The 20797-nt window shown below is 58.0% G+C and carries 21 protein-coding genes; 7 read left to right on the top strand and 14 right to left on the bottom strand.

The window, feature by feature from the left end; translation table 11 throughout:
* Positions 1 to 196: 196 nt before the first annotated feature.
* Together ACVWXW_RS11330 and ACVWXW_RS11335 are read right to left on the bottom strand one after the other, a co-directional pair.
* The gene (locus ACVWXW_RS11330; RefSeq protein WP_011434306.1) at positions 197 to 1663 is read right to left on the bottom strand and encodes a hypothetical protein; all 1467 of its coding nucleotides are present in this window, start codon (positions 1661 to 1663) and stop codon (positions 197 to 199) included.
* A 235-nt stretch (positions 1664 to 1898) separates the two neighbouring features.
* On the bottom strand, positions 1899 to 3242 hold the full coding sequence (locus tag ACVWXW_RS11335; RefSeq protein WP_457403887.1) for a hypothetical protein: 1344 nt from the start codon (positions 3240 to 3242) through the stop codon (positions 1899 to 1901).
* 169 nt (positions 3243 to 3411) lie between these two features.
* Here ACVWXW_RS11335 and ACVWXW_RS11340 point away from each other — a divergent pair, with 169 nt between their 5' ends.
* On the top strand, positions 3412 to 4863 hold the full coding sequence (locus ACVWXW_RS11340) for a BCD family MFS transporter (protein WP_457403888.1): 1452 nt from the start codon (positions 3412 to 3414) through the stop codon (positions 4861 to 4863).
* Here ACVWXW_RS11340 and ACVWXW_RS11345 read toward each other — a convergent pair.
* The 4 genes from ACVWXW_RS11345 to ACVWXW_RS11360 all read right to left on the bottom strand — a co-directional run bounded on the left by ACVWXW_RS11345 (position 4860) and on the right by ACVWXW_RS11360 (position 7980).
* A complete protein-coding gene (locus ACVWXW_RS11345; RefSeq protein ID WP_414522365.1) occupies positions 4860 to 5213 on the bottom strand; it encodes a DUF6464 family protein in 354 nt (117 codons plus the stop codon). The genes ACVWXW_RS11340 and ACVWXW_RS11345 overlap by 4 nt on opposite strands.
* A gap of 267 nt (positions 5214 to 5480) precedes the next feature.
* A complete protein-coding gene (locus ACVWXW_RS11350) occupies positions 5481 to 6983 on the bottom strand; it encodes a DUF697 domain-containing protein (protein WP_457403890.1) in 1503 nt (500 codons plus the stop codon).
* Positions 6984 to 7173: 190 nt separating this feature from the next.
* Entirely contained in the window at positions 7174 to 7371 is a 198-nt protein-coding gene (locus ACVWXW_RS11355) for a hypothetical protein (protein ID WP_414356846.1), read from the bottom strand.
* Positions 7372 to 7428: 57 nt separating this feature from the next.
* Positions 7429 to 7980, bottom strand: a complete 552-nt coding sequence (locus tag ACVWXW_RS11360) for a fasciclin domain-containing protein (RefSeq protein ID WP_011434299.1) — start codon at positions 7978 to 7980, stop codon at positions 7429 to 7431.
* 159 nt (positions 7981 to 8139) lie between these two features.
* On the opposite strand from ACVWXW_RS11360, the gene ACVWXW_RS11365 reads away from it, so the two are divergent.
* Complete coding sequence (locus tag ACVWXW_RS11365) at positions 8140 to 9915, top strand: phospholipase D-like domain-containing protein (protein WP_457403892.1); 1776 nt, start codon at positions 8140 to 8142, stop codon at positions 9913 to 9915.
* Between the two features lie 295 nt (positions 9916 to 10210).
* Here the strand turns inward: ACVWXW_RS11365 and ACVWXW_RS11370 are convergent, their stop codons facing one another.
* Positions 10211 to 11188 carry an acetyl-CoA carboxylase carboxyltransferase subunit alpha gene (locus tag ACVWXW_RS11370; RefSeq protein ID WP_414399575.1) on the bottom strand — a complete coding sequence of 326 codons (978 nt, stop codon included), beginning with the start codon at positions 11186 to 11188 and terminating at the stop codon, positions 10211 to 10213.
* A gap of 136 nt (positions 11189 to 11324) precedes the next feature.
* Between ACVWXW_RS11370 and ACVWXW_RS11375 the strand changes: the two genes are divergently transcribed.
* Both ACVWXW_RS11375 and ACVWXW_RS11380 read left to right on the top strand, forming a co-directional pair.
* Positions 11325 to 11876 carry a hypothetical protein gene (locus ACVWXW_RS11375; protein ID WP_414383228.1) on the top strand — a complete coding sequence of 184 codons (552 nt, stop codon included), beginning with the start codon at positions 11325 to 11327 and terminating at the stop codon, positions 11874 to 11876.
* The gene (locus ACVWXW_RS11380) at positions 11873 to 12064 is read left to right on the top strand and encodes a hypothetical protein (RefSeq protein ID WP_457403893.1); all 192 of its coding nucleotides are present in this window, start codon (positions 11873 to 11875) and stop codon (positions 12062 to 12064) included. The genes ACVWXW_RS11375 and ACVWXW_RS11380 overlap by 4 nt, the downstream gene beginning before the upstream one ends.
* A gap of 1 nt (position 12065) precedes the next feature.
* Here ACVWXW_RS11380 and ACVWXW_RS11385 read toward each other — a convergent pair whose 3' ends face one another.
* The 7 genes from ACVWXW_RS11385 to ACVWXW_RS11415 all read right to left on the bottom strand — a co-directional run bounded on the left by ACVWXW_RS11385 (position 12066) and on the right by ACVWXW_RS11415 (position 18956).
* Positions 12066 to 12569 carry a bis(5'-nucleosyl)-tetraphosphatase gene (locus tag ACVWXW_RS11385; RefSeq protein WP_457403895.1) on the bottom strand — a complete coding sequence of 168 codons (504 nt, stop codon included), beginning with the start codon at positions 12567 to 12569 and terminating at the stop codon, positions 12066 to 12068.
* 7 nt (positions 12570 to 12576) lie between these two features.
* On the bottom strand, positions 12577 to 13884 hold the full coding sequence (locus tag ACVWXW_RS11390) for a hypothetical protein (RefSeq protein ID WP_457403896.1): 1308 nt from the start codon (positions 13882 to 13884) through the stop codon (positions 12577 to 12579).
* Positions 13885 to 13951: 67 nt separating this feature from the next.
* On the bottom strand, positions 13952 to 14164 hold the full coding sequence (locus tag ACVWXW_RS11395) for a hypothetical protein (RefSeq protein ID WP_238376814.1): 213 nt from the start codon (positions 14162 to 14164) through the stop codon (positions 13952 to 13954).
* A 46-nt stretch (positions 14165 to 14210) separates the two neighbouring features.
* Entirely contained in the window at positions 14211 to 16451 is a 2241-nt protein-coding gene (locus ACVWXW_RS11400) for an argonaute PAZ domain-containing protein (RefSeq protein WP_457403897.1), read from the bottom strand.
* A 64-nt stretch (positions 16452 to 16515) separates the two neighbouring features.
* Positions 16516 to 16992, bottom strand: coding sequence for a hypothetical protein (locus ACVWXW_RS11405; protein ID WP_457403898.1), 477 nt, complete (start codon positions 16990 to 16992; stop codon positions 16516 to 16518).
* Positions 16993 to 17056: 64 nt separating this feature from the next.
* On the bottom strand, positions 17057 to 18106 hold the full coding sequence (locus tag ACVWXW_RS11410; protein ID WP_457403899.1) for a hypothetical protein: 1050 nt from the start codon (positions 18104 to 18106) through the stop codon (positions 17057 to 17059).
* A gap of 238 nt (positions 18107 to 18344) precedes the next feature.
* Positions 18345 to 18956, bottom strand: a complete 612-nt coding sequence (locus tag ACVWXW_RS11415) for a CpcT/CpeT family chromophore lyase (RefSeq protein ID WP_457403900.1) — start codon at positions 18954 to 18956, stop codon at positions 18345 to 18347.
* A gap of 238 nt (positions 18957 to 19194) precedes the next feature.
* Between ACVWXW_RS11415 and ACVWXW_RS11420 the strand changes: the two genes are divergently transcribed.
* From ACVWXW_RS11420 to ACVWXW_RS11430, 3 genes are all read left to right on the top strand, one after another.
* A complete protein-coding gene (locus tag ACVWXW_RS11420) occupies positions 19195 to 19356 on the top strand; it encodes a hypothetical protein (RefSeq protein WP_187147243.1) in 162 nt (53 codons plus the stop codon).
* A 236-nt stretch (positions 19357 to 19592) separates the two neighbouring features.
* The gene (locus tag ACVWXW_RS11425; RefSeq protein WP_011434282.1) at positions 19593 to 20111 is read left to right on the top strand and encodes a globin family protein; all 519 of its coding nucleotides are present in this window, start codon (positions 19593 to 19595) and stop codon (positions 20109 to 20111) included.
* Positions 20112 to 20305: 194 nt separating this feature from the next.
* Positions 20306 to 20788 carry a globin family protein gene (locus tag ACVWXW_RS11430; RefSeq protein WP_011434281.1) on the top strand — a complete coding sequence of 161 codons (483 nt, stop codon included), beginning with the start codon at positions 20306 to 20308 and terminating at the stop codon, positions 20786 to 20788.
* Positions 20789 to 20797: the final 9 nt, after the last annotated feature.

Genomic DNA, 20797 nt, shown 5'->3' on the forward strand with positions numbered 1-20797 from the left:
AAACCAGCCTAGAGGTTCGTGGTTGGCTTGCCAACTGCAGGGCTACCGAAAGCCCGCCCTGTACTGCGAAGCAGTCAGGGTCGGGTAGTTTACGAAGGAATCTGAGTAAAGGGGCAGCTAAGGTACGCTTAAGAAGACAAGAAGTTACCCCCGCCTGAGTCAAAACTCAGGGGAGAACATGGGCAGGCTTTTTCCCCTAATCCCCCAATTCGGGATCCGGTCGTACCCGCACCCCCATCTGGCGCAGCAGGCGTAAAGAGTTTTCTGGCCCATCGATCATCTGCTGCTCGTTGATCCAGTAGGTGGCAATGCCCAGGTCTTCTAGAAATCGCACATAGGGATCCGGCGGTGGCCCATCGAAAACGGCGGCCTTCTGAACGGAAAAGCCCTGCTCGATCCAGGGGCCAAGGGCAAAGCGCTCGTAGTAGAGCAACTGTCCCACCACTTCCTGCAAAGCCTCTGCCGCATCCTTGTGGTGCAGGAGCTTCACTTCGGCCAAAAGCAGGTGCCCGTCCGCCACGGCCAAAAAGTCAAAGGTATGCTGATCCTCCCGGACTTCCAATCCTGCCAGGCGGAACCAGCGGCGAAACTGGTGCAAGATCTCGTTGTGGCGCTCGCTGCGCTCCAACTGACGGCGACGGCGGCGTTCTGCCATCAGCGGGTCTGTCCCGGCGCTGTGAGGGATCCCACTGCTGCGGAACTGGGGCGGCTCATCGGGATCCAAAACCACCTTGCCCCCAGCAGGTTGATGCAGGAGGGGCGGCATCTGGGGCAAGAGTTCTGTGGATCCCCACTCCACCTCTGGCTGCTGAGCCCAGGTAAGCAGGTGTCGATTCAAGGGGTGCTCAGGGTGGGTGTCGAACAACAGGCGCAGTTGAGACTGGCTAAACTGAAAATCCAGACGAAATTGCTCGATGGAGAGGCTGCTCCGCCCCTTTTGCAAAGTTTCTTGGCCAAAGTAAAGCATCACCAAGAGCGGGTAAATCGGCAGCGGACGATGGGAGGGAATGAGCATCGCCCACATGTCATCCGTCCAGTGGGGGAGCAGGATCTCGGCCTGTTTGCCTTTGCCCACCACCTGCAACATTTTGGGGTGTCCCGGCTGCCAGCCACAGGGGTGATCGTCAAAGCCGCAAGTCTGTCGCCCTTGATCCACGCTCAAGGGGTAGCGCCCGTCATAAAGGCGGAAAGGACAGAGATCCCGGTCTTCGGCCAAAAAGCGCTCGTCTTGCCACAGGTGGGCCGCCAAGGCATGACAGCCGATCCCTTCCTGGCTGTTGCAGGCTTTGAGCCAGCGCCGTTCCGCCAGTTTCCCGCCCACTTTGCTCGGGGCCAGGGGCCGGATCAAACCGTTTTCCCCCTGGTTGAACAGAGGCCACACCAAAGGCTCGCCGGTTTCGGGTAGGGTCGGTAAAAGAGGGTGGGTTTTGCTGTAAAACGGGTCGCAAATGCGCTGGGCCACTTGCTGCAAGGGTAATCCGCGAGGGGATCCCACCCAAGGCAGCAGGGATCCCGATCCGGCCTGAGCGCGGTGATACTGGATGGCCAGGGCCACCTCCAGCCCTATGGGACGCAGTTCCGGCGTGAGCTGCCGGTAGCGCTGCAGCAGCCGGGAAGCCTGCACAAACAGGTCGTAGCGCCGAACGGGAACTGCGTCAGCCATAGTGTTGCAGGAAAAGCTCCCCACTGCCTTGGGCAAGAGCTGGCACAGACAAGCACCATGGCCTCAAGAAATGAGACCTTGGCAACTGTCTCTGCAGACCCTGACCTTGCCGAGGATATCGGGCCGACACCCCCTCCTCTTGGCACCAGGTCAGTTGTCAGTGTAGTAGAGAAACTCTAGGGCGAGAAGATGCTGCCCCTCGCTTGCAGGCTGTGGGAAAAATGCGCAGCAGGCCCTAACGCCACGGCCACCCAGGAAAGGGAAAGGGGCGCTCTGTCTCTGCATCACGGTCGTACTCCGTAGGTCGGCCTGTATCCCCCTGAATCACCAAGCTGCCCACATAGTCGGCCTCTCGATAGACGCGGGCAATTTGATGGTGGATTTGGGCCATGTCTTCAGCAGAGACCACGCCATTGTCGGTGGCTTTGTAGAACTGGACCGTGACCCGAATGGGAAAGCGGGGATCCCGCTCGATGTCGAGGTTGTTGACCTCGGTGAAGGGGCCTTCCACCGGCCCATGTCCAATGACAGCGGCTTCTACATTGCTGAGGCCGGCCAGGTCGGCTGCGGGTCCGAAAAACTTGACAGAGATATCCTCAACTTCCCTTCGCGGCGGCTGCCGCTGATGAAGAGGCACTTGGATCACCATCACCAGGTTCAGGGCTTCTTCTGCTACTTCCGCCGAATGGGGATCTCTGGGGGTTGGGTCGGCGGCTTGCTCAGCCCGAAAATCGCTGAGGCGCTGCCCGGTGAGGCTGGCCCGTTCACCATTTTGGTTGAAGAAAAGGCGCTGGCCCCAAATAGCCCCGCCCACCCTATCTTCGGTGCGGTTCTCGATCACCGTAATGCTGGTGCCCTCGCGGGTGGCCAAAATGGCCAGTACGGCTGGGTTACCGGGATGTGATTGGTAGTTGAACAGCACTGGGTTGAATTGAGCGGATCCCCCGGCAGGGATGGGCAAAAAGGCAGCTTGGGCGCTCACCAACACATGGCTATCCCGTGGGGCCAGCAGAGAGTTGCGGTTGCCGGCCCAGGAGCCAGGATCGTGCAAGTAGCGGCGCAGATTCCCCAGCAGCTCTCGCAACGACACGGGTTGCAGGGGTTTTCCTTTTTCGTTGCCCACCAGCACCTGCAGGCTGTCGAGGGGCAGGTCGGCAGACAGATCGGCAAAGTTGGGGTAGCGGATCACCGGCATCAGGCTCAGCTCGTAGCGGCCCGTTCTGGGGTTGAGCTGTTGTACCTGGATGGTCATGTCGCTGATGTTGGGGCCAAGGGCGGATCCCTTGTGGCGTCCGGTATCTTCCCAGGTGATGTTGACGATATCCAGCCCATACTGCTTTGCCAAGGCTCGCGCTTGCGGATCCCAGGTCATGGAGATCGTCTGGTCAATCACCTGCCTGTAGGCCAAGTACTCTGCCCACTCTGAAGGCGAGGGGGAAGAAAGGGACTGGTGGAGGGGAAAATCCATAGGGGTTGCCTGCGAGGTGGACACCATCAGTGTAGGGACGAGGGCTGCTCCGGCCAGGGAAATGCCCACCCAGCTCAGTGAACTCAGCAGCCAGGGGATGGGGGCGCGCATAGCAATATTCCTGAGGATTGGAAATTGGGGGACTATACCCTGACAATAGCTCCCAAAAGGGGAGAGGACGTGGCGGTTTCGCTTTTGGCAACCCCATGCTTTTGCCGGGATCCCAGGCTGCCTGGGCTACGATAAAAAGCTGTAGCACCCTTTCGAATCATTCCAGATCATGGCCAGTATTCGCCGGGATCCCGAGGTCAACGCTTCTGTAACTTCAACTTCTCCAGAGCCTCAGGCGCAGGTTCAGCCCTTGCCGCTGCATGTTATGTTCCGCCTGGGCCTGTTTCAGATGGGCTTGGGAATGATGTCGCTGCTCACTCTGGGAGTGCTGAACCGCGTCATGATCGACACGGATCTGCTGGCCATCCCGGCAACGGTGGTGGGGGGATCCCTGGCCATGCACCAGTTGGTCTCCCCGGCTCGGGTTTGGTTTGGGCAGCTCTCGGATGCCAAGCCCCTGTTTGGCCTGCATCGCACCGGCTATGTGCGTCTGGGATCGGTGCTGTTTGCGGTCTGCATCTTCCTGGGGGTGCAGGTGGTGTGGGGTTTGGGGGATAGCTTTGCGGCTACGGGCTGGTCTGGAGCCACCTATGGCTGGATAGGCTTGGCCTGTTTGATGTTTGCCCTTTATGGTCTCTGCCTCAGCGCCTGCTCCACGCCTTTTGCGGCTCTGCTGGTGGATGTGTCAGAGGAGGACAACCGCTCTAAGTTGGTGGGGATCGTCTGGTCTATGTTGATGGTGGGGATTGCCGGCGGGGCCATTGGCTCGGCAGTTCTGCTGCGGGGCTTGGATCCGGACAACCTGCAGAGCACCATTAATCGCCTCTTCATCATCATTCCAGCCGTGGTGATCCTGCTGGGGGTGGTTGCCACCTGGGGGGTGGAAAAGCGCTATTCCCGCTACGGATCCCGTTCCACCCTGGCCGGACGGGAAGACCAAATCACCCTTGGCACGGCCATCAAGGTGCTGACCGCCAGCCGCCAAACCCTGATCTTTTTCGGCTTCTTGGTGTTGATGACCATGGGCCTGTTTATCCAACAGCCGATCCTAGAACCCTACGGCGGCGAGGTGTTTGGCATGACGGTGGCCCAGAGCACCCAGCTCAATGCCTTTTGGAGCCTGGGTATTTTGGCAGGGATTGTGCTGACCGGATTTTTCATTGTGCCCAAGCTGGGCAAACAGACAACGGCCCGTCTGGGCTGTCTGCTGGTGGCCATCTCTTTTGGGCTGACCATTGCATCAGGGTTTACAGGCAATTCACGGCTGTTGCAACTGTGCATGATCCTGTTTGGTTTGGCTTCTGGGATCACCACCAATGGCGCCATTACCCTCATGTTGGATTTGACGGCAGCGGAGACGGCAGGCACCTTTATCGGGGCTTGGGGACTGGCCCAGGCCATGTCCCAGGCGGTTTCCACCTTGCTCGGCGGGGCTTTGCTCGATCTGGGGCGCATTCTCTTCCCCACTTCTTCAGTGCTTGCCTATGCCACCGTCTTTGGGGTGGAGGCAGCGGTGATGTTGCTGGCCGTGTATTTGCTGGGACGGGTGAGCGTGGCCGAGTTTCGCGAAAAGACCAACCGTGCGCTCACCCAGGTCATGGCTCTGGAGTTGGAGGGCTAGCAACGCAGAGCTGGCTCGTAGTGGGGGCAGCCCTGACAGGGCCCGCTGGGGTTGACGGCACAACGCAGCAAGGGCGAGTGAGCATTAAACCGACAGGAGGGATCCCCCAGGAACCTTCCCACTTCCTGAGGTGGGGTGACCGAACGCACCAGGGCGCGGATCCCACACAGGTGGTATTTGCCTTGCCGGAGCCGGTAGGAATGACGCTTTTCCAGAACCAGGTAGTGCTGCTCTGCCAGTTGGACGTAGGTGCCCGGATGGGGACTGCTCTCCCAAGGGCATTCTTCCACCACCTCTCCCGAATCCGCGTCGATCCACTGAATGGGCAAGGTCGGGTTGATGGAAGACATAAGGCGCAAACGGAGCCAGTTTAGGGCAGCAGACTACAAAATGATGGACTGGGCTTGACTTGTGATTAACAAATTGTGCAACTTTTTCCGGCAACACTGAGTATGGCTGGTACAAATGTTCTCTCTTGTGTGACCTGGAGCCTGCTAATCTACAGAACTTCTACAAAGTTAAGTTAGAAAAAGCTGTACTCAGTGTAATGGATTTTCTGCGGCGGGCGGAGAACGGGATAGGTTGGGCCTGCGGCGGCGAAAAGATGGATGCTTCGACTAGCTATTGGAATGGGCTTGGCGGGCCAGTTGGGTGAGAAAAGCCAGAGGATGACGGTTTTGGAGCTGCTGCCTAACCCGCTCTTGCAGGATTTCCTCTTGCCAGGGATCCCCGGAAGACAGCCACTCTAGGTAGCTGAGCCCCGCCACCCGCGTCAGGTAGGCCCCTGTCACCGCCTGCAGGGGGATCCCCATCACCATCAAGGGGCTGGCCTTGAGCAGAGAGCCCAAAGCCTGAGTGGCCAGCTCCAGCCCCCCCAGTTGCACCACCATTTGCGCCAAACTCTGGGCGATTTGCTGGGCCCGGCGTAAGGTAATGCGTCGGTCAAACACCTGGTGCAGTTCCCCAATCATGCGTGCCTGAATGGCCACTCCTGCCAGCACATCCAAAGCAGGAAGAGGGGTTGCCGCCAGGGCAGCAGCGGTGGCCCACTGCATCCGTTCCACGATCTGACGACCCTGCTGGCGACGTTCTTCTTGGAGGGCCTGCTGGACGGCTTCGCTGAGAGTTCGGGTTTGCAACAAGGCATTGGCCAAGCGCAGGTGGGATCCCTTCTGCTGCAGCAGGTGAGCCATTTGTTGAATGAGGGCCTCTGTCTCGGGGGGCTGCGGCTCCCAAGTTTCCCACACAGAGCCATCTTCGGAGTAGTAGCGAACCTTGAGGGGCTCCGGATCAGCGGCGATGGCCACCACCTGTTCGGCAGGGATAACACCGGCGGTGCGTCGGCGCAAATGGGCCAAGATGGTCTCTACATCCTCCGGCAGCATCTGATCGGTTTTGTTGAGGGCCAGGATGGCGGATTTGCCCAGCCGGGCCAACTCCAGCATTTCGGCATATTCCGAAGCCAGCAGGTCTCCGGCCACCACCAAGATCAGCAGATCCGCCTTCTGGGCCAGGGCGCGGGCTTCCGCTTCACCTGCTCCCCCAATCGTCAGCAGCCCAGGTGTGTCGGTAAGGGAAATGGGGCCGTTCCAGCCCTCCAATTGGTAGGTGTGGATGGATCCCTGCTGGGTGGTGCCCAGGGTGGGGGCTGTTTCGCCCACTGGTCGGCCCATCAAGGCATTGATCAACGAGGTCTTGCCGGCGGAACTGGTGCCGAACACCACCAGATGCAATTCCTCCTGGTTAAGCCGCTGATTGATCTCTTGCAGCTTGGCACGCAGGGCACGGCGACTGATGTCATTCTGCAGCTTCTGGATCAGGCGATCGGCATCTTCCAGATCGGCTTGCACCTGATTCCGCGTTAACTTAACCCGCCGCAGCGGTTGTGTCCGCTGACTTGGAGCACTTTGCCGTCGGCGAGCCTGCTGCCACCAATGGCGCGCTGCCAGACCTGCTGCTGCTGTCCCCCCAAGGATGGCGCCCACCACCAGATCCGCAAGAGGCTCGGAGTGGGGAGCCACGAAGCTGTAGATCCCGCCAACCCACTGCAGATATTGGCTCAGGGCCGCCAAACCCAGCCCTGCCCATAACCACACCCAAGTGGAGCGCGACAACACCATCCCAACCCACAGCCTGCCCAAATCTTCAAATCAAGCAACCCAAAATTGCTGAGCCATCCGAGTCGCTTCTCCAGCATAGGGCTTGCTGTAGCTGAGCATACAGTTTTGTCGAGAGCTTTTTTGTCGAGAGCTTTGCTGAGAAGTAGCTGAGCAAGAGACCAGAGAAGGGAGCGGGGAGTCAAAAACACCCTCAGCTCAACCGGCCAAATGAGCCAGGGATCCCCAACAAAAGCCTAAGTCCCTCTCCCAGAATCCCTGGCGGATCCAGTGGTGCCGGCAAAAATTGGCCGCCGCGATAGTCCAATAGCTGCACCAGCAGCAAGTAGCCCACCCCCAGAGTAATGGCCAGGATTCCTGTAACAATGGCTACCCACTTCGGCCTTTCCACGCCGGGCCTCCTCGGTCAACCGCCGAACTTGACTTTATCCTATGATGCCCGAAACCCCTAGCGAGGCGGGATCAAGACGGTGTCGATGACGTGGATGATGCCGTTGGAAGCTTGAATATCCGCGGCGATCACGTTGGCGTTGTTGATGCGAATCCGTCCGCCCTCAAGAAGCGTGACGGTGACGGGGGATCCCTGCAAAGTCGTTACCTGCTGGCCGGATCTGAGGGCACTGGAAGGAGCCAAGCCAGGAACCACGTGGTAAGTGAGAATGCGCACCAGCTCTGCCCGGTTCTCAGGTCGCAGCAAAGATTCCACCGTGCCAGGGGGCAAAGCGGCAAAAGCAGCATTGGTGGGAGCGAATACCGTGAAGGGACCTTCCCGCTGCAAAGTCCCCACCAAGCCCGCTGCCTGCAGGGCCGTCACCAAGGTACTGAAGTCGGGGTTGGCGGCGGCAACGGCGACGAGGTTGGGCAGCGGCGTAGGGCTGGGAGAGAGAGTTGGGGTAGGCGTCGGCGGGGCAATGGCCGTATCGCTGCTGGAACTGGCACAGCCTACCAAGGCTAAGCAAGCAGCCGCCGTCAGCCCAAGGGTGAGGGCTTTGTAGTTCATAACAAAAGTTAATACTCTAAAACATCTGTCATCATCTTAGGGGTAGCAGCCGCTCTCGCACGGTTAGCTGTAGAGCAGAGCAGGGATCGCCTTCGCGCAGAAGTGGCTGCGATAAAGTTCGGTATCCTGGGGGTGTGATTGCTGGAGAGGAGAAAGGCCATGAACGGGATCCCGTCGTGGTTGCGGCAACTCCGCCGCTGGCTGCCCTGGGTTGCTCTGCTTCTCGTTCTGGTCTTGATCGGCTACTGGGTGGGTCCTCGGCCCAGACCCTACCCCCAAGAGCCGGAGCTGCCCACCCTGGCCCCTCTGCCGCAGCACCCCCGTATCCGGGTGGTGTTCAACCAAAGCCGCGAGAGCACCTATCGGGATCCCTATCGCCAGATCCGCCGCTACGGCTACAACCTGGAAGAGTTGATCATTTCCCAGATTCGCTCCGCTCGGCAGTCGGTGGATATTGCCGTGCAGGAGCTGAACCTACCCCTGATTGCCCAGGCTCTGGTGGAGCGGCGGCAGGCGGGGATCCCTGTGCGTTTTATTACTGAAAACACCTACGTGCGAGCCTGGCACCAGCTCACCCCTGCCGAAGTGCGGGCGCTGGACGAGCGCAGCCGTCGCAAGTTCGAGGAGTACCGCAACCTGGTGGATGTGAACCGCGATGGACGGTTTTCGGCTGAGGAGGTCGCCACGCGGGATGTGTACGCCTTGCTGGATGGAGGCCAGGTGCCCTGGCTGGATGATACCGCCGATGGCTCCAAGGGCAGCGGCCTGATGCACCACAAATTTGTGGTGATCGACGGGCAGAAAGTCTTGACCGGATCGGCCAATTTCACGCTCTCTGATATTCACGGGGACTTTGATGCGCCTGGCAGTGTCGGCAATGCCAACCATCTGCTGCTGCTGGACAGCCCGGAGCTGGCCCGCCTCTACACCGAGGAATTCGATCTCATGTGGGGCGATGGTCCTGGCGGCCTGCCCGATAGCCGCTTCGGCGTGCAGAAGCTCAAGCGTCCCCTGGAAACGGTGTACCTTGGCGATGCCATTGTGGGGGTTCACTTTTCTCCTGCCAGCCGCTCCTTGCCCTATGAAGCCACCTCCAACGGCATCATCGCCGCCGCCCTGGCCCAAGCCCGGCGACAGGTGGATCTGGCTCTGTTCGTCTTTACGGATCCGGGCATTGCCAACCAGCTCAGGCAACTGCGCCAGGAGCGTAACGTGGAGATCCGCGGGGTGTTCGATCCCGGCTTTGCCTTCCGCGACTACAGCCGCACCCTGGAGATGTGGGGGCTGTTGCTCCCCGACGAAAAGTGCCAGGTGGAGGCGGCGCGCCTGCCCTGGACGCTGCCGGCCCAGTCTGTAGGCATACCCAACCTCGCCCCCGGCGATAAGCTGCACCATAAGTTTGCCATCATCGATCCCGGCACTCCTCAGGCCACGGTGATCACCGGATCCAACAACTGGTCGGTCTCGGCCAACCACCTCAACGACGAAAACTTCCTGATCATCCGCAATAGCCGAGTGGTGGATCACTTTGTGCGGGAGTTCGACCGGCTCATTGCCGATGCCCGCTTTGGCCCCAGCCGCCGCCTGCAACAACAGGCAGAAGAGGGATCCCGTCGCTGCCCCAACCCCGTCCCCGTTGCCGCTTCCTTGCCTGAACCGGAGCCGGAGCTGCTGGAAGTCGAGGTCGTTCTTCCTCCTGAGGCGGGATCCCCTTCCCCGTCGGTTGCTTTTCCGGTGGCGTCTCCTGGGGGATCCCCTCGCGTTAACCTGAATACGGCCACGGCGGCGGAGCTGGAACAGTTGCCCGGCATTGGCCCCGCCCTGGCGCAGCGCATTATCGAGGCCCGCCCCTTCTCCTCTTTGGAGGATCTGCAACGGGTCAATGGCATTGGCCCAGCCCGGATTGAGCAACTGCGGGATCGGGTAACCTGGTAGGAGTTAGCCCCCTCTTGGTCAGGTTGAGGGCGCGGAGTGCTTTCGGAAGTTCATCCCAGAGCAGCTCCTAAAGGGCCTCTCCCCTCGAATAAACCCCAAATTAAACCCCAAATATAGTCATTTCAGTTCAAACCAGGACACTGCACCCACGCCTAAAATGTTGGTCGCATCAGCGTTGCAGAGCAATAATGCAGGGGGCCAAAAGGCTTTTCAAGGACTCCGTCCCGCTGGCGCGATCAATGGCCCAGGTGTCTCACCCTAATCTGAAACGACTATAAATCAGGGATGCATAAGTCTATTCAGAAAGCTCCAGAAACGCTCCCATGCGGCGAAACTTTTGGTAGCGCTCCTCGCGCAATTCTCGCCCGCTCAGGCTAGAAAGTTCCTTGAGATGCCTGAGAAGAGCCTCTTTGAGGGTTTGAGCAGCTTCCAAGGGCGCGCGGTGGGCGCCGCCAACCGGCTCTGGCAGGATCTCGTCGATCACCTCCAGTTGCAGCAGGTCTTGGGCGGTAATGCGCAGGGCTGCCGCCGCTTGGGGAGCCTTCTTGGCATCCTTCCAGAGAATAGCCGCGCAGCCTTCCGGCGAGATCACGGAGTAGACGGCGTGCTCGAACATCAGGATGCGGTTGCCCACCCCAATGGCCAAGGCTCCGCCCGATCCCCCTTCGCCGATGACAGTGCAGATGATGGGGATCTCCAGCCGGAAAAGGGTCTGCAGGTTGGTGGCAATGGCCTCTCCTTGGCCCTCGGCTTCCGCCTTAACGCCTGGGTAAGCCCCCGGCGTATCGATGAAGGTGAGCAGGGGCAGGCCGAAGCGGTGGGCATGTTCCATTAGCCGCAGGGCTTTGCGGTAGCCGGCAGGATTGGGCATCCCAAAGTTGCGGTGGATGTTGTCTTTGGTGTCGCGACCCTTTTGGTGGCCGAGGATCATCACCGGCTGATCCCCCAGCTTGGCCAACCCGCCCACAATGGCTGGATCGTCCTGGCCGTGGCGATCCCCGTGCAGCTCAAACCAGTCGTCACAGATGGTCTGTACGTAATCCAGGGTGGTGGGGCGGCGGGGGTGACGGGCCACCTGGAGCCGTTCTACTGGCGTGAGCTGGCTGAAGATCTCGCGGCGCAGCTCTTCGGCTTTGGCTTCCAATTGGCGAATCTGCTCAGAAGCATCGATGTCGTTTTCTTCTGCCAAGGCCCGAATTTCTTGAATTCGTTGCTCCAGGGCGGCAACAGGCTGCTCAAACTCCAGCAGCAGGCGGTCGGTGGACTTGGTCATGACCGGTTGGCTAAATTTCGGGAGCGTGCTGTGACCGGCAGAGGCTGCACAGATTTCGGGGTCAGGCTTTGATCTTCTCACATGTAGATCCCGTAGGCTAGAGGGAGCAATCCCCCTACTGCCCAAGAGGGATCCCTTGTCTGCTTCTGTCTCTTCTCCCCCTTCACCCCTTCCCCCCTGGCTGCGCTGGGGGGTGGTGGGATCCGTCGTCCTGGCCATTGCAGGGGGCGCCTTTTGGCACTACGGGCGGCCCGAGCGGCAAATCCGGGCCCACACCCAGAGATTGCTGCGGGCGGTGGAGCAGCGCAACTGGGATCAGGTGGAGATGTTGGTATCTGAGGCCTATAGCGATGGTTGGGGCCTGAACAAGCAGCGGGCGCTGGCCTACAGCCGCGAGATCTTCGGCCAATTTTTTCGCTTGCGCCTCCAACCCCAAGCGCTGCAGGTGCAGCTCGACCTAGGGGATCCCAGTCGCCAAGGACGGGCCACCCTCTGGTTTGTTATCGAGGGCTCCGGCGGCCCCTTGGCCAACCTGACGCGAGATCAGGTGAACGCCTTGGAGCAACCCTTCCAATTGAATTGGCAGCGACGGGGTGGGGATCCCTTTCGCTGGGAGCTAACCCGCGTGGAGAATCCAGAGCTGCAACTGCCCCTTCTCCCTTCTCAAGAACAGGCAGGCCAGAGATGAGGGTCGAACACCAACAGGGGGAGCTGACCTTCAACTGGCGGGATCCACTGCACAATACCCCTTTGGCGGGCCTGAGCTGCATAGCGGCTGGGGAGGGCTGCAACTGGGAGGATGTCAGGCGGCGCAGGCTGCCGAGTGAGGGCGTTTCCCAGGTATTGGCCAAGTCGGATGGGCCGGGCCTGCCCTAGGTCAGACTCCAGTGGACTGACCTCCCCACAGCTCTTGCAGATAAGCCTGGCAGCGGCGCAGCAGTTGCCGACTCTCTTCAAAACTGATCTGCTCCAAGGCTTCGGAGTAGGAGCACCAGCGGTAGGCGGCCACCTCCTCTGGTTGCACCTGTAGCTCAGGGGGAGGAAATTGGGGCGGCAGCAAGGCCACGTAGTAGGTAACGGTTTTGGCCACTCGGTTCCCCTCTGGATCCGTAAAGGTGTAGGCTTCCTGCAGCGTCAAAGGGTCAGACTGGCCGGGCAGGGTCAGAAGCTGGTAGTCGGTCAAGCCGGTTTCCTCTCGCAATTCTCGCTGCGCCGCCTCCAGGTCGCTTTCGGAGCTATCCTTGTGCCCTTTTGGGAAAGCCCAATGCCCCTTCTGGTGCTGGATGAGCAGATACAAATGCGAAGAGCCCAGTCTGGGAGCTTCCTGGGCGGGTGGGTGGGGCAGGATGGGGATCACCCCATAGGCAGCATCTATCAGCATTGGGGAGCTAATCTCCAAAGAGTTTGATGGCTGGCGGCTTAGGAGCGAAGACCTCGTTGGGATCCACCTGCGGGCGCTCTACCCCCTGCAGGGGCGAGAGGGGGCGACCGGTGTCGAATTGGAAGAGATAGATGGGCAACTGGCCATTCCCCAGAGGCAAAAGAGCTAAAGTATCGATTTGGGTCAGGGCGTTGCGGCTGGTGGGTCGGGTTAGGTTGAAAGCAACGATTCGGTCTTCCAAGGAATTGTCCGGGCTGGAGCGCCGGCCCAGGCCAATGCTGAACTGCTGGTTGCCCTGCTCATCCACTCCCAAGGCCCGCACATCTCCCAACTCCGCTTGAGGAGCGCTCCCCGGCAGGCCGGCTACCACCGGCGGCGCATCCACCGGCGGCTGCGAAGGCAAAAAGCGCAACTCCCCACCTTCCGGTAGGATTTGGTAGTCCTGATAGTCGTGCTGGATGGAAAGGGATCCCCTGAACACGCGGCGGTTCAGGCCCTCCAGGGTCCAAAAGCCATAGCCCAAATTGATGCGGGTGCTCTCCGGCAGCCAGTAGCGCTCCCCTCCCTCGGGAGCTGGCACCGCCGTAAACCCCATCAGGACATAGGCCTGCCCCCACACCCCCGACAAAAACAGCAACACCTGCCGCGGCAGCCCCGACTGCGGATCCAGCCACAGCTCCCGCAACTGGCCTTCCTGAATGGGCTCTAGGCGCAAGTGCTGGACAGGGGATCCAGCCAAATCCACCCGTTCTGAGGAGAGGACGCGGTAGCGGCTGGGATCCGCCTTCAAGTAAAAGCTCACCGAGGGCAAGAGGGCTTCCGGTCGGCTCACATACACCGAGTACAGCTGCAGCAGATCCGACTGGTTCACCACTTCCAATTGGCGCGAATCCAAGAGGCGGATGCGATCCCCTTCGGCTACCCAAGCCTGCCAACTGCCGTCGCGGCGGTAGAGCACATCCAACGTGGCTGTGAAGGTTTGGGATCCCTCTACCCGCACCTGCTGGCGATATTGCAAGTTGGGCAAAGGGGGCAATTGCTCTAGAGCGGCGTTGTAGCGCTCCAGCCAAGCTTGGGGATCCTGCTTAGGGCTGGCAAGAGAAGAGGGAGCCGATTGGGCCACGGCTGGATCCCCTGACGGCAGACCGACCAGTCCCGTTGCCAGGAACACCACCCCGCCGAGATAGCCCCAGCCTCGAAGGGATCCCTGCCACTTCCTAAATTGGGAGGGTTCAGGGAACATCAGCTCACCTCGCAACACCGCTCTTGCTGCCCTTCTTGCCACTGCTTCTGCCGGGATCGGAGCGCTTCCCACGACCGTGAGTAACCCTTTGGAAGGGATCCCTACTCTCTGCCCGCCGATTGAGTACGCCTATGTACGCCTATTCAATGGAAATGGATTGGGGGCCGTCGGAGCGACCGGAAGGCGGGGGCTCCTCCACCCTCAGCCCCTGGGACTCCAGCCAACTGCGCAGCGGATCTTGCTTCACATCCAAACGCAGCAGGCCGCTGAGAAAACCGCCACAGAACGGAACAGGATTGCTCAGAAAGGTCTTCCAGACCTCATTCATCTCCATAGCCGCAACACCAACCACCCCCCCAATCCTAGCAAGGCCGGCAGGTGGGGATCCCCTCCCTTGGCTAGACGGCAATCAACTTCTCTCGGTTTATGTTCTGCAGCACACTAAAAATGCTGTTGCCAATGCGCTGGAACTCTTTACTGCTTTTGTCGGCAAAGTGCAATACCCAAGGAAGCCTACAGGCTTGAAAACCACTGGCGGGATGAAGCTGGGAGAGATGGTAAGTTTGTATAGCCAGAACTTCCAAAGGAGTGTTGCCGTGTTCATGGACAACTCGCAGCGGTCTTGCGCTGCCAATTGGCACCGAGGACTTCTTAATGGGCTGGCTTGTTACGAGCATAAATGACCTTCGTTCATGGTCAAAAATGACAGTGCCCATTGCAGCGTCTCTATAGCTTCCTTTTTCCTCTCTTCCCATTCTGACTGTGCCACTTTTGCGCACTCCAACAATATCCGCAGCAATCTTTTCTTTTCTTAGTTCCTCAATTGTTTTATCAAATTCGCCTCTTTGAACTAAGCCATCCCTCATCAAAAGAACCTTTCTAGGGTAGCGATGAAATTTGTTGTAGAATCTATTGACGAGCTTGGACACGGTTTGATAAATTGCCTCGCCGGAAAAAGTTTCTCCTCTTTGTATATCGGGCAACTCCCAGCCTAAGCTTTGACCATTGGCCAGTACCGCGAAGGCAGAGGTTCCGTAGTAAAGCTCTCGATTCGTCCCCACATCAAAACCAATGGTAAGCTCGGAGCACTCAGGATGATCGAGGGGTTCAAGCAACACGGGTTGCCACGCAGCTTTACACAGAAGTCCTAGTACGACATTTAGAGCTTTGTAGGGGTCAGCTCCAGGAATCATAAACTGAGTTGCTATTCCTGCTCGAAGTGCTTGCAAGCGGATCTTTTGCTTGTGCTCATTAGGCGACAAGGGCATGACAACCAGAACGGTTTTGATCCCTTTGTCGGCCCAGCTTTGCCAAAACCTCTGTTGAGCAAGGTCGCCTTCAGGCAAATCTTGACGGGTTGCGTAAAAGTCTATTTCAACTCTTGCTCCGCTCTTTTTAGCTACTTCAAGTAGGCACTTGCGAACCTCAGTAGGATACTCACGTTTATTATCGTCAAGATTTAGAAGTCCAAACTTTGTCTCGCCAACTCTTGCACATCCTTGGTACCTAACTCTCGCGGGGTTTTGGACTTGTCTATGACCAAACCCCAATAGCCTTGGCCTTGGCATAATGTATCCTTCTGCTTTTAGGGGATCAGCCTGAAAGTCAGAAATATTGTAGACATTTTCTATAATAGTTTTTGCGGTCTCTTTAGACTCTTTCAATCTCTCTTCTAAACTTTTTCTGATGTGCTCGCTAACCAAGGAGCTAACTTTTTTGCCAGTCCATCTTTGATCTTCTATACTTGCTAGCATCTCCAAAGTTAAAACAGGCGACAGTCTCCGCGATAGATGAAGGATAGGCTCTGCCTTTTGTCTGAAATTGCGTTCTCTCGAGACCACTTGAACCACCAGAGAGCCATCAACTTCTTCTGGAGTTGCTCCGTACTTCTGTACATGATAATCCGCTAAGCTAGTGTTTAGCTCCGCTAACCATACTTCCCTTGGCGACTGATTGGAAATAATGCCTCGATACTCCCAAGTTGGGTATTTATTATTTTTTGTCCTGTATGTGTTTCGTACAATTTCAATTGAGACATCTGGGTAATTTTCCAGCCACTCATGCAGCGTCCATGGGCTGTAGAAATGGTATCGGATGTCGATCTCTAGATAGAGCTTCTTATCTTGTCTAATAACAACGTCTAGCTCTCTTCCTCTGTGAACCTCCCACCCATCTCCGCAAAGTGGTTTTACTCCTTCCGAGTCCTCAATCCGTTCTACTCCTTCCAGACCCGTAACCCACCAGATCAATCCTCCTCCTGTTGATCGCTCAATCTCTGTTCTTTTGTACTTAGATCTTAGACTCCAATCTAGTTTCTTGCGCTCGAAAGTTTCTAGAGCCTGTCTCTCTGTAGGGTCTGTACAATCTAGAGCCTTAGAACCAAGCTCTTCCAACTCCCATTCCTCTGTTTTGAGTTTACTGGCCGGAACTTTTTCTCGGGTTATGATGCGATTTCCCAGACGAACAGCCATTACACCTAGCTGATTACAAATCTTGGAGAGAGCCCTCTGCTCCTCTCCTAGATCTGGAAGAGGGTTTGGCCTGCAACTATACTCATAGAAGGTGAGCTCTTCTTGAGTTAGCTCCTTGACGAAGAAGCGATTAAGAGTAACCTCAACTTTCTTCTGGAGTAAATTCATTGGCAGACTCTAGTTTCAAGTTTCTCTCTAGGATCTCTAGGATAAGCTCTAATTCTCCTGCTCTTCACGAGGGATCTCCAAACAACCCTGGCGGAGCCAAATCTCTGCTGATCGCCTCCGCCTGAAACCGACCGCTCATGCCCACCACCTGCCACTCGGCGCTGCGATTTCCCTGGCGGAAGCGCAGCCGTCGGGCTCGCAAGGGCACCACTTCTACGACTTCTACCGGAAAGTGTTGGTATTCGCCCAAGTACTCCCGGTAATCCGGGGGTAAGTTTGAATGACTGTGGATTTGAATCCAAAACACCCGTCCCGCTTCGTTGCCATAGGCGCGGATCTGCTCTTGACCTCGGTATTGCTCCACCCCCCGCAAGCGCTGTCGCCCCACCGGCATGGGCTGTGCCCATTCGGGCAAGGGATCCCCTAAGCTCACGGCCCACCCTGGCCCACCTAGCCCCAACCAACACAACAACAGCAGTCCCCAAACCCAAGGCCATCTGCGCGGCGTGCTGTTCCCGGTTTTCAAGGCTCGACCGAACATGGCAAGTTTTTCTCCGCAATTGAACCCAACGTTAACGTTTGGGATGGTTCAAAACAACTTTGTCTCAACGCACGCGAAAGCCGATCCGCCCGCCCTCAACATCGAAGGCAACGTCGATATTGAAAAACAGCGGCATGCCCAACAGTTGCACCCCCTGGTTGCCGTTGACGAAAATCCGATCTCGACTGGGCGTAATGGGAAAGCCAACCCGAATGCGGTAGTCAAAAGCCCCCTCCAGCACAGCTCGCCATTCAGCGCCGGGGGGCAAGGTCGAGGTGGAGAAAGGAGCTGCCCCCAACAGCCTGACATTGAGAAAAATGTCGGAAGAACCACTGTCAAAAACGGTGGGGCTGAGGGCATTTTGAATGGAAGTGTTGCTAATGCTGTAGGCCACTTGCAAAGCCTCATCCCGCCAGATGGGTGTGCCATCGGGAAAGCTTCCCACCTGGGGAAACTGCCGGAAATTGAAGCCGGCGGTGTTGGCAGCCGTTAGGCCAACCGTGAACAGGCCCTGGGTGGAGTTGAAGCCCCCCGTTTGGATCATGTACCCAGAGCGAAAATTGCCCGGAAGACGGGTGAGCGGGCTAAACAGCTCCCGGTTGGGGCTGCGCTCATCCAAGGACGTGCCTAGGATCCCGGCGAAGGGCCGCCCTTCTCCAAACAAGTTCTCTGAACAACTGGCCACCAGGGCGTCCACACAGGTGATCCGGTCGATCAACTGAATTGTTACCGGCTCTCGACTGGGGATCCCTCCTATGCTGAAGGGGGCGCGGGCCAACACGCCGATAAATTGCGTGCCATCTCCAAACGTCACGGTGGAAGGGATCCCCGTCCGCTCCAGGCCAAAGCGACCTGCTGCTGTCGCTATGATGCGCAAACCTGCCGAGCCGGTATCCAGTAACACCTCAGCTCCGCTCCCGGCCACCCCCACTGTCAGGCCCAGGAGCTTGAAGCGGCTGTTGCCCAGGGTACGCACCGGCATGGGAATCGACTCGGTTCCCGGTTGAGGTGGGAGAGGGATCAACGCAGGGGGGGAAGCTGCAGATTCCCCCTGGCCAGAACAGCCGGCACCGAGCAGCAGCAAGGTCAAGATCCCAACCAGGGCGATCACCATTCCCCAAGGGCTGTGCCAAGCCCACCCAGACCGTGGCTCATCCTTTGGGCCCGACCTCGCCTGCATTGAATACCCACACTGAATTAAAAGGAGCCTAGCCCGGTTGCAACCGGTAAACAGCACGCTCAAACCTGGGGGATTTGGATCCCGGCCAAGGACAGTGTACACAAAGCTGGCTGAGGGAGAGTGCGCAATAGCGCTGTCAACTGTGGAGTTGTGGGGCTGGATGGGCTGCAGCCTACAGCATTAGCTCCGCCTGCCAATCGACCACTTTTTGGAAGCGAAAAGCGCCTGCCAGGGCTCCCCAAACCTGTCGGTGGGTGATGGGATCCATCCCTCGGTCATGGCTGCAAAACTCGCTCTCGCTCAGGTGCAAGGTGGTCTGCAGATAAGTGGTTTGGCCGTTGCGCACCACGCAACACCGGCACCCCGGCTCTGTCACGCCGACAAAGAGGGATCCCTGCCTCTTCACCTGCACATCACACCCCTCTAGATAGGCCAGATCGGCAGCCCTCAGTTGACTCAGTTGGTCTGCCCTTTCCCGAGCACAGCCCCGCCACCGCTGCGGCTCCAAAGGGCGATAGTTGCGAATCAGGATCCCAGCGCTTGCCTGAGTCAATTCCACCACCGCCTGCCGATAGGGATCCTCCAAATGGCCGCTGTAGGCTTGCTCCACATAAAAGCCGATCCCGCCCAAAACGTGGGCCGGCAAGGGGCGATAGGCCACCCGGATCTGGGCGAAAAACGGTGGATTTTCCCAGGCTTGCTCTTGGTTGCTGAAGTCTCCTGCCAGCCAACGCGCCATCTGCAGCAGCTCTGGGGAAGGAGTGCGATCCAACCCAATAGGCATAAGCGGGCATCCAGAACTTCTGTAAAAGGTGTGTACCGAAAATCTTAGGGAATCAAGTGTTAAATTATGTATCCTTTATGAGAATGTTCGCTCTGACACTGAAATGGCTCCCTTCCAAGCCGCAAAGCCGCGATTGAGGCTGACATCTTTCTTCACATTGTAAAGCTAGGTCAAGAAACGTTCTCTTTTGTAAAAAACTGCCGCTACGAAAGATAGGGAGCATTGGCCGGGATCCCAGATGGGAAACAGATTGAAAACCGATCTAAGCCTTTTTGCGCGAGGTAAAGCCGATTTACATTTTTTGATTTCATCGCTTCTTGCCTTCGCGGTAGAAAAAGACTGGAAACAAGGCGAGCCAACTTCTTCTCGTCTGCCAGTTGAGGTTGCCAGCAGCGGCTGAGGCTTCTTGTCCAAGTCCGATCCCTTGGATGAAGGCCTGGATCTGGGAGCGAGCTTCGCTTGCTCATCTTGGTTCTATCGGCTTTGATCCCGTCGGCGGTTCTGTGAGTTAAACAGCACCTCTCGGCACTGGGGATCCAAGCGGTGTTGCATTCCTGGCCGGCAGGTGCTCTCTTGTCCGCTGCAGGGAATGTGGATTCATAACCTCTTTTACTTTCGCTAGGGAGATTCAAAACCATGAACGATGTATTTGGCAAAGTTGTTGCCCAAGCTGACTCCAAAGGCGCTTTTTTGGGAGAGAACGAGTTTGCCGCTCTCCAGCAGGTAATTGCTGAGGGGAACAAGCGTTTGGATGCTGTGAACCGCCTCACCAGCAATGCCTCCAAGATCGTGACCGATGCCATCCGTCAGTTGTTTGCCGAGGAGCCCAATTTGAACGCTCCCGGTGGCCCTGCCTACCCCAGTCGTAACGTAGCCGCCTGTATGCGGGACATGGACATTATTCTCCGCTACATCACCTACGCCGTGGCAGCCGGAGATGCCAGTGTGCTGAACGAGCGCTGCTTGAACGGCCTGCGGGAAACCTATCAAGCCTTGGGCACCCCCGGTAGCTCGGTGGCCAACGGCATCCAAAAGATGAAAAAGGCTGCGGTGGCGGTGGTAAACGACCCCAACGGCATCACCCGGGGGGACTGCAGCGCTCTGATTGCCGAAATCGAATCCTACTTCGATCGCGCTGCCGCTGCTGTGGTTTGATCCCCTTTGGGCTGAAGTTTCTGTTGTGTTCGGATCCAGTTATGAAGACCCTCTCTCAAATCTGAGGCAACTCAGGCTAGCAGGGGATCCCTAGAAAAGCAACTTTTTTTGCAGCGATTTTGCAGTTGAGACTTTGCAGCTTTGGCCTTGTTCTTTGCATTGAGCTTGAGTTAAGTAAAGGAGCGTTTTGAATCATGCAAACCCCAATTGTTGACGCCATCGCCACTGCCGACAGCCAAGGGCGCTACCTGAGCAACAGCGAATTGCAGGCCATCAATGGCCGTTTTCAGCGGGCTGCCGCCAGCATGGAAGCCGCCCGAGTTCTGAGCAGCCGTGCCGACGAGCTGGTGCGCGGTGCCACCGAAGCCGTTTACGCCAAGTTCCCCTACACCACCCAACCCGGTGGGCAGTGCCACACCCAAGCTGGCAAGGACAAGTGCGCCCGTGACGTGCGCCACTACCTGCGCTACATCACCTACTGCTTGGTAGCCGGTGGCACCGGTCCTCTGGACGAGTATCAGTTGGCCGGGATCCGCGAGATCAACGCCGCTTTTGAACTCTCCCCCAGTTGGTTCATCGAAGCCCTGCGCTACATCAAAGCCAACCACGGCCTGACCGGGCAAGCGGCCACCGAAGCCAACACCTACATCGACTACGCCATCAACGCGCTCAGCTAAACCCTTGGC

The organism is Thermostichus sp. MS-CIW-30 (assembly GCF_054058015.1).

Coding starts and splice junctions, on each gene's coding strand:
- ACVWXW_RS11420 (WP_187147243.1), top strand. CDS start 19,195: ATGGGAAACAGATTGAAAACCGATCTAAGCCTTTTTGCGCGAGGTAAA.
- ACVWXW_RS11430 (WP_011434281.1), top strand. CDS start 20,306: ATGCAAACCCCAATTGTTGACGCCATCGCCACTGCCGACAGCCAAGGG.
- ACVWXW_RS11360 (WP_011434299.1), bottom strand. CDS start 7,980: ATGAACTACAAAGCCCTCACCCTTGGGCTGACGGCGGCTGCTTGCTTA.
- ACVWXW_RS11340 (WP_457403888.1), top strand. CDS start 3,412: ATGGCCAGTATTCGCCGGGATCCCGAGGTCAACGCTTCTGTAACTTCA.
- ACVWXW_RS11365 (WP_457403892.1), top strand. CDS start 8,140: ATGAACGGGATCCCGTCGTGGTTGCGGCAACTCCGCCGCTGGCTGCCC.
- ACVWXW_RS11330 (WP_011434306.1), bottom strand. CDS start 1,663: ATGGCTGACGCAGTTCCCGTTCGGCGCTACGACCTGTTTGTGCAGGCT.
- ACVWXW_RS11415 (WP_457403900.1), bottom strand. CDS start 18,956: ATGCCTATTGGGTTGGATCGCACTCCTTCCCCAGAGCTGCTGCAGATG.
- ACVWXW_RS11410 (WP_457403899.1), bottom strand. CDS start 18,106: ATGGTGATCGCCCTGGTTGGGATCTTGACCTTGCTGCTGCTCGGTGCC.
- ACVWXW_RS11370 (WP_414399575.1), bottom strand. CDS start 11,188: ATGACCAAGTCCACCGACCGCCTGCTGCTGGAGTTTGAGCAGCCTGTT.
- ACVWXW_RS11380 (WP_457403893.1), top strand. CDS start 11,873: ATGAGGGTCGAACACCAACAGGGGGAGCTGACCTTCAACTGGCGGGAT.
- ACVWXW_RS11405 (WP_457403898.1), bottom strand. CDS start 16,992: ATGTTCGGTCGAGCCTTGAAAACCGGGAACAGCACGCCGCGCAGATGG.
- ACVWXW_RS11335 (WP_457403887.1), bottom strand. CDS start 3,242: ATGCGCGCCCCCATCCCCTGGCTGCTGAGTTCACTGAGCTGGGTGGGC.
- ACVWXW_RS11350 (WP_457403890.1), bottom strand. CDS start 6,983: ATGGTGTTGTCGCGCTCCACTTGGGTGTGGTTATGGGCAGGGCTGGGT.
- ACVWXW_RS11385 (WP_457403895.1), bottom strand. CDS start 12,569: ATGCTGATAGATGCTGCCTATGGGGTGATCCCCATCCTGCCCCACCCA.
- ACVWXW_RS11425 (WP_011434282.1), top strand. CDS start 19,593: ATGAACGATGTATTTGGCAAAGTTGTTGCCCAAGCTGACTCCAAAGGC.
- ACVWXW_RS11400 (WP_457403897.1), bottom strand. CDS start 16,451: ATGAATTTACTCCAGAAGAAAGTTGAGGTTACTCTTAATCGCTTCTTC.
- ACVWXW_RS11345 (WP_414522365.1), bottom strand. CDS start 5,213: ATGTCTTCCATCAACCCGACCTTGCCCATTCAGTGGATCGACGCGGAT.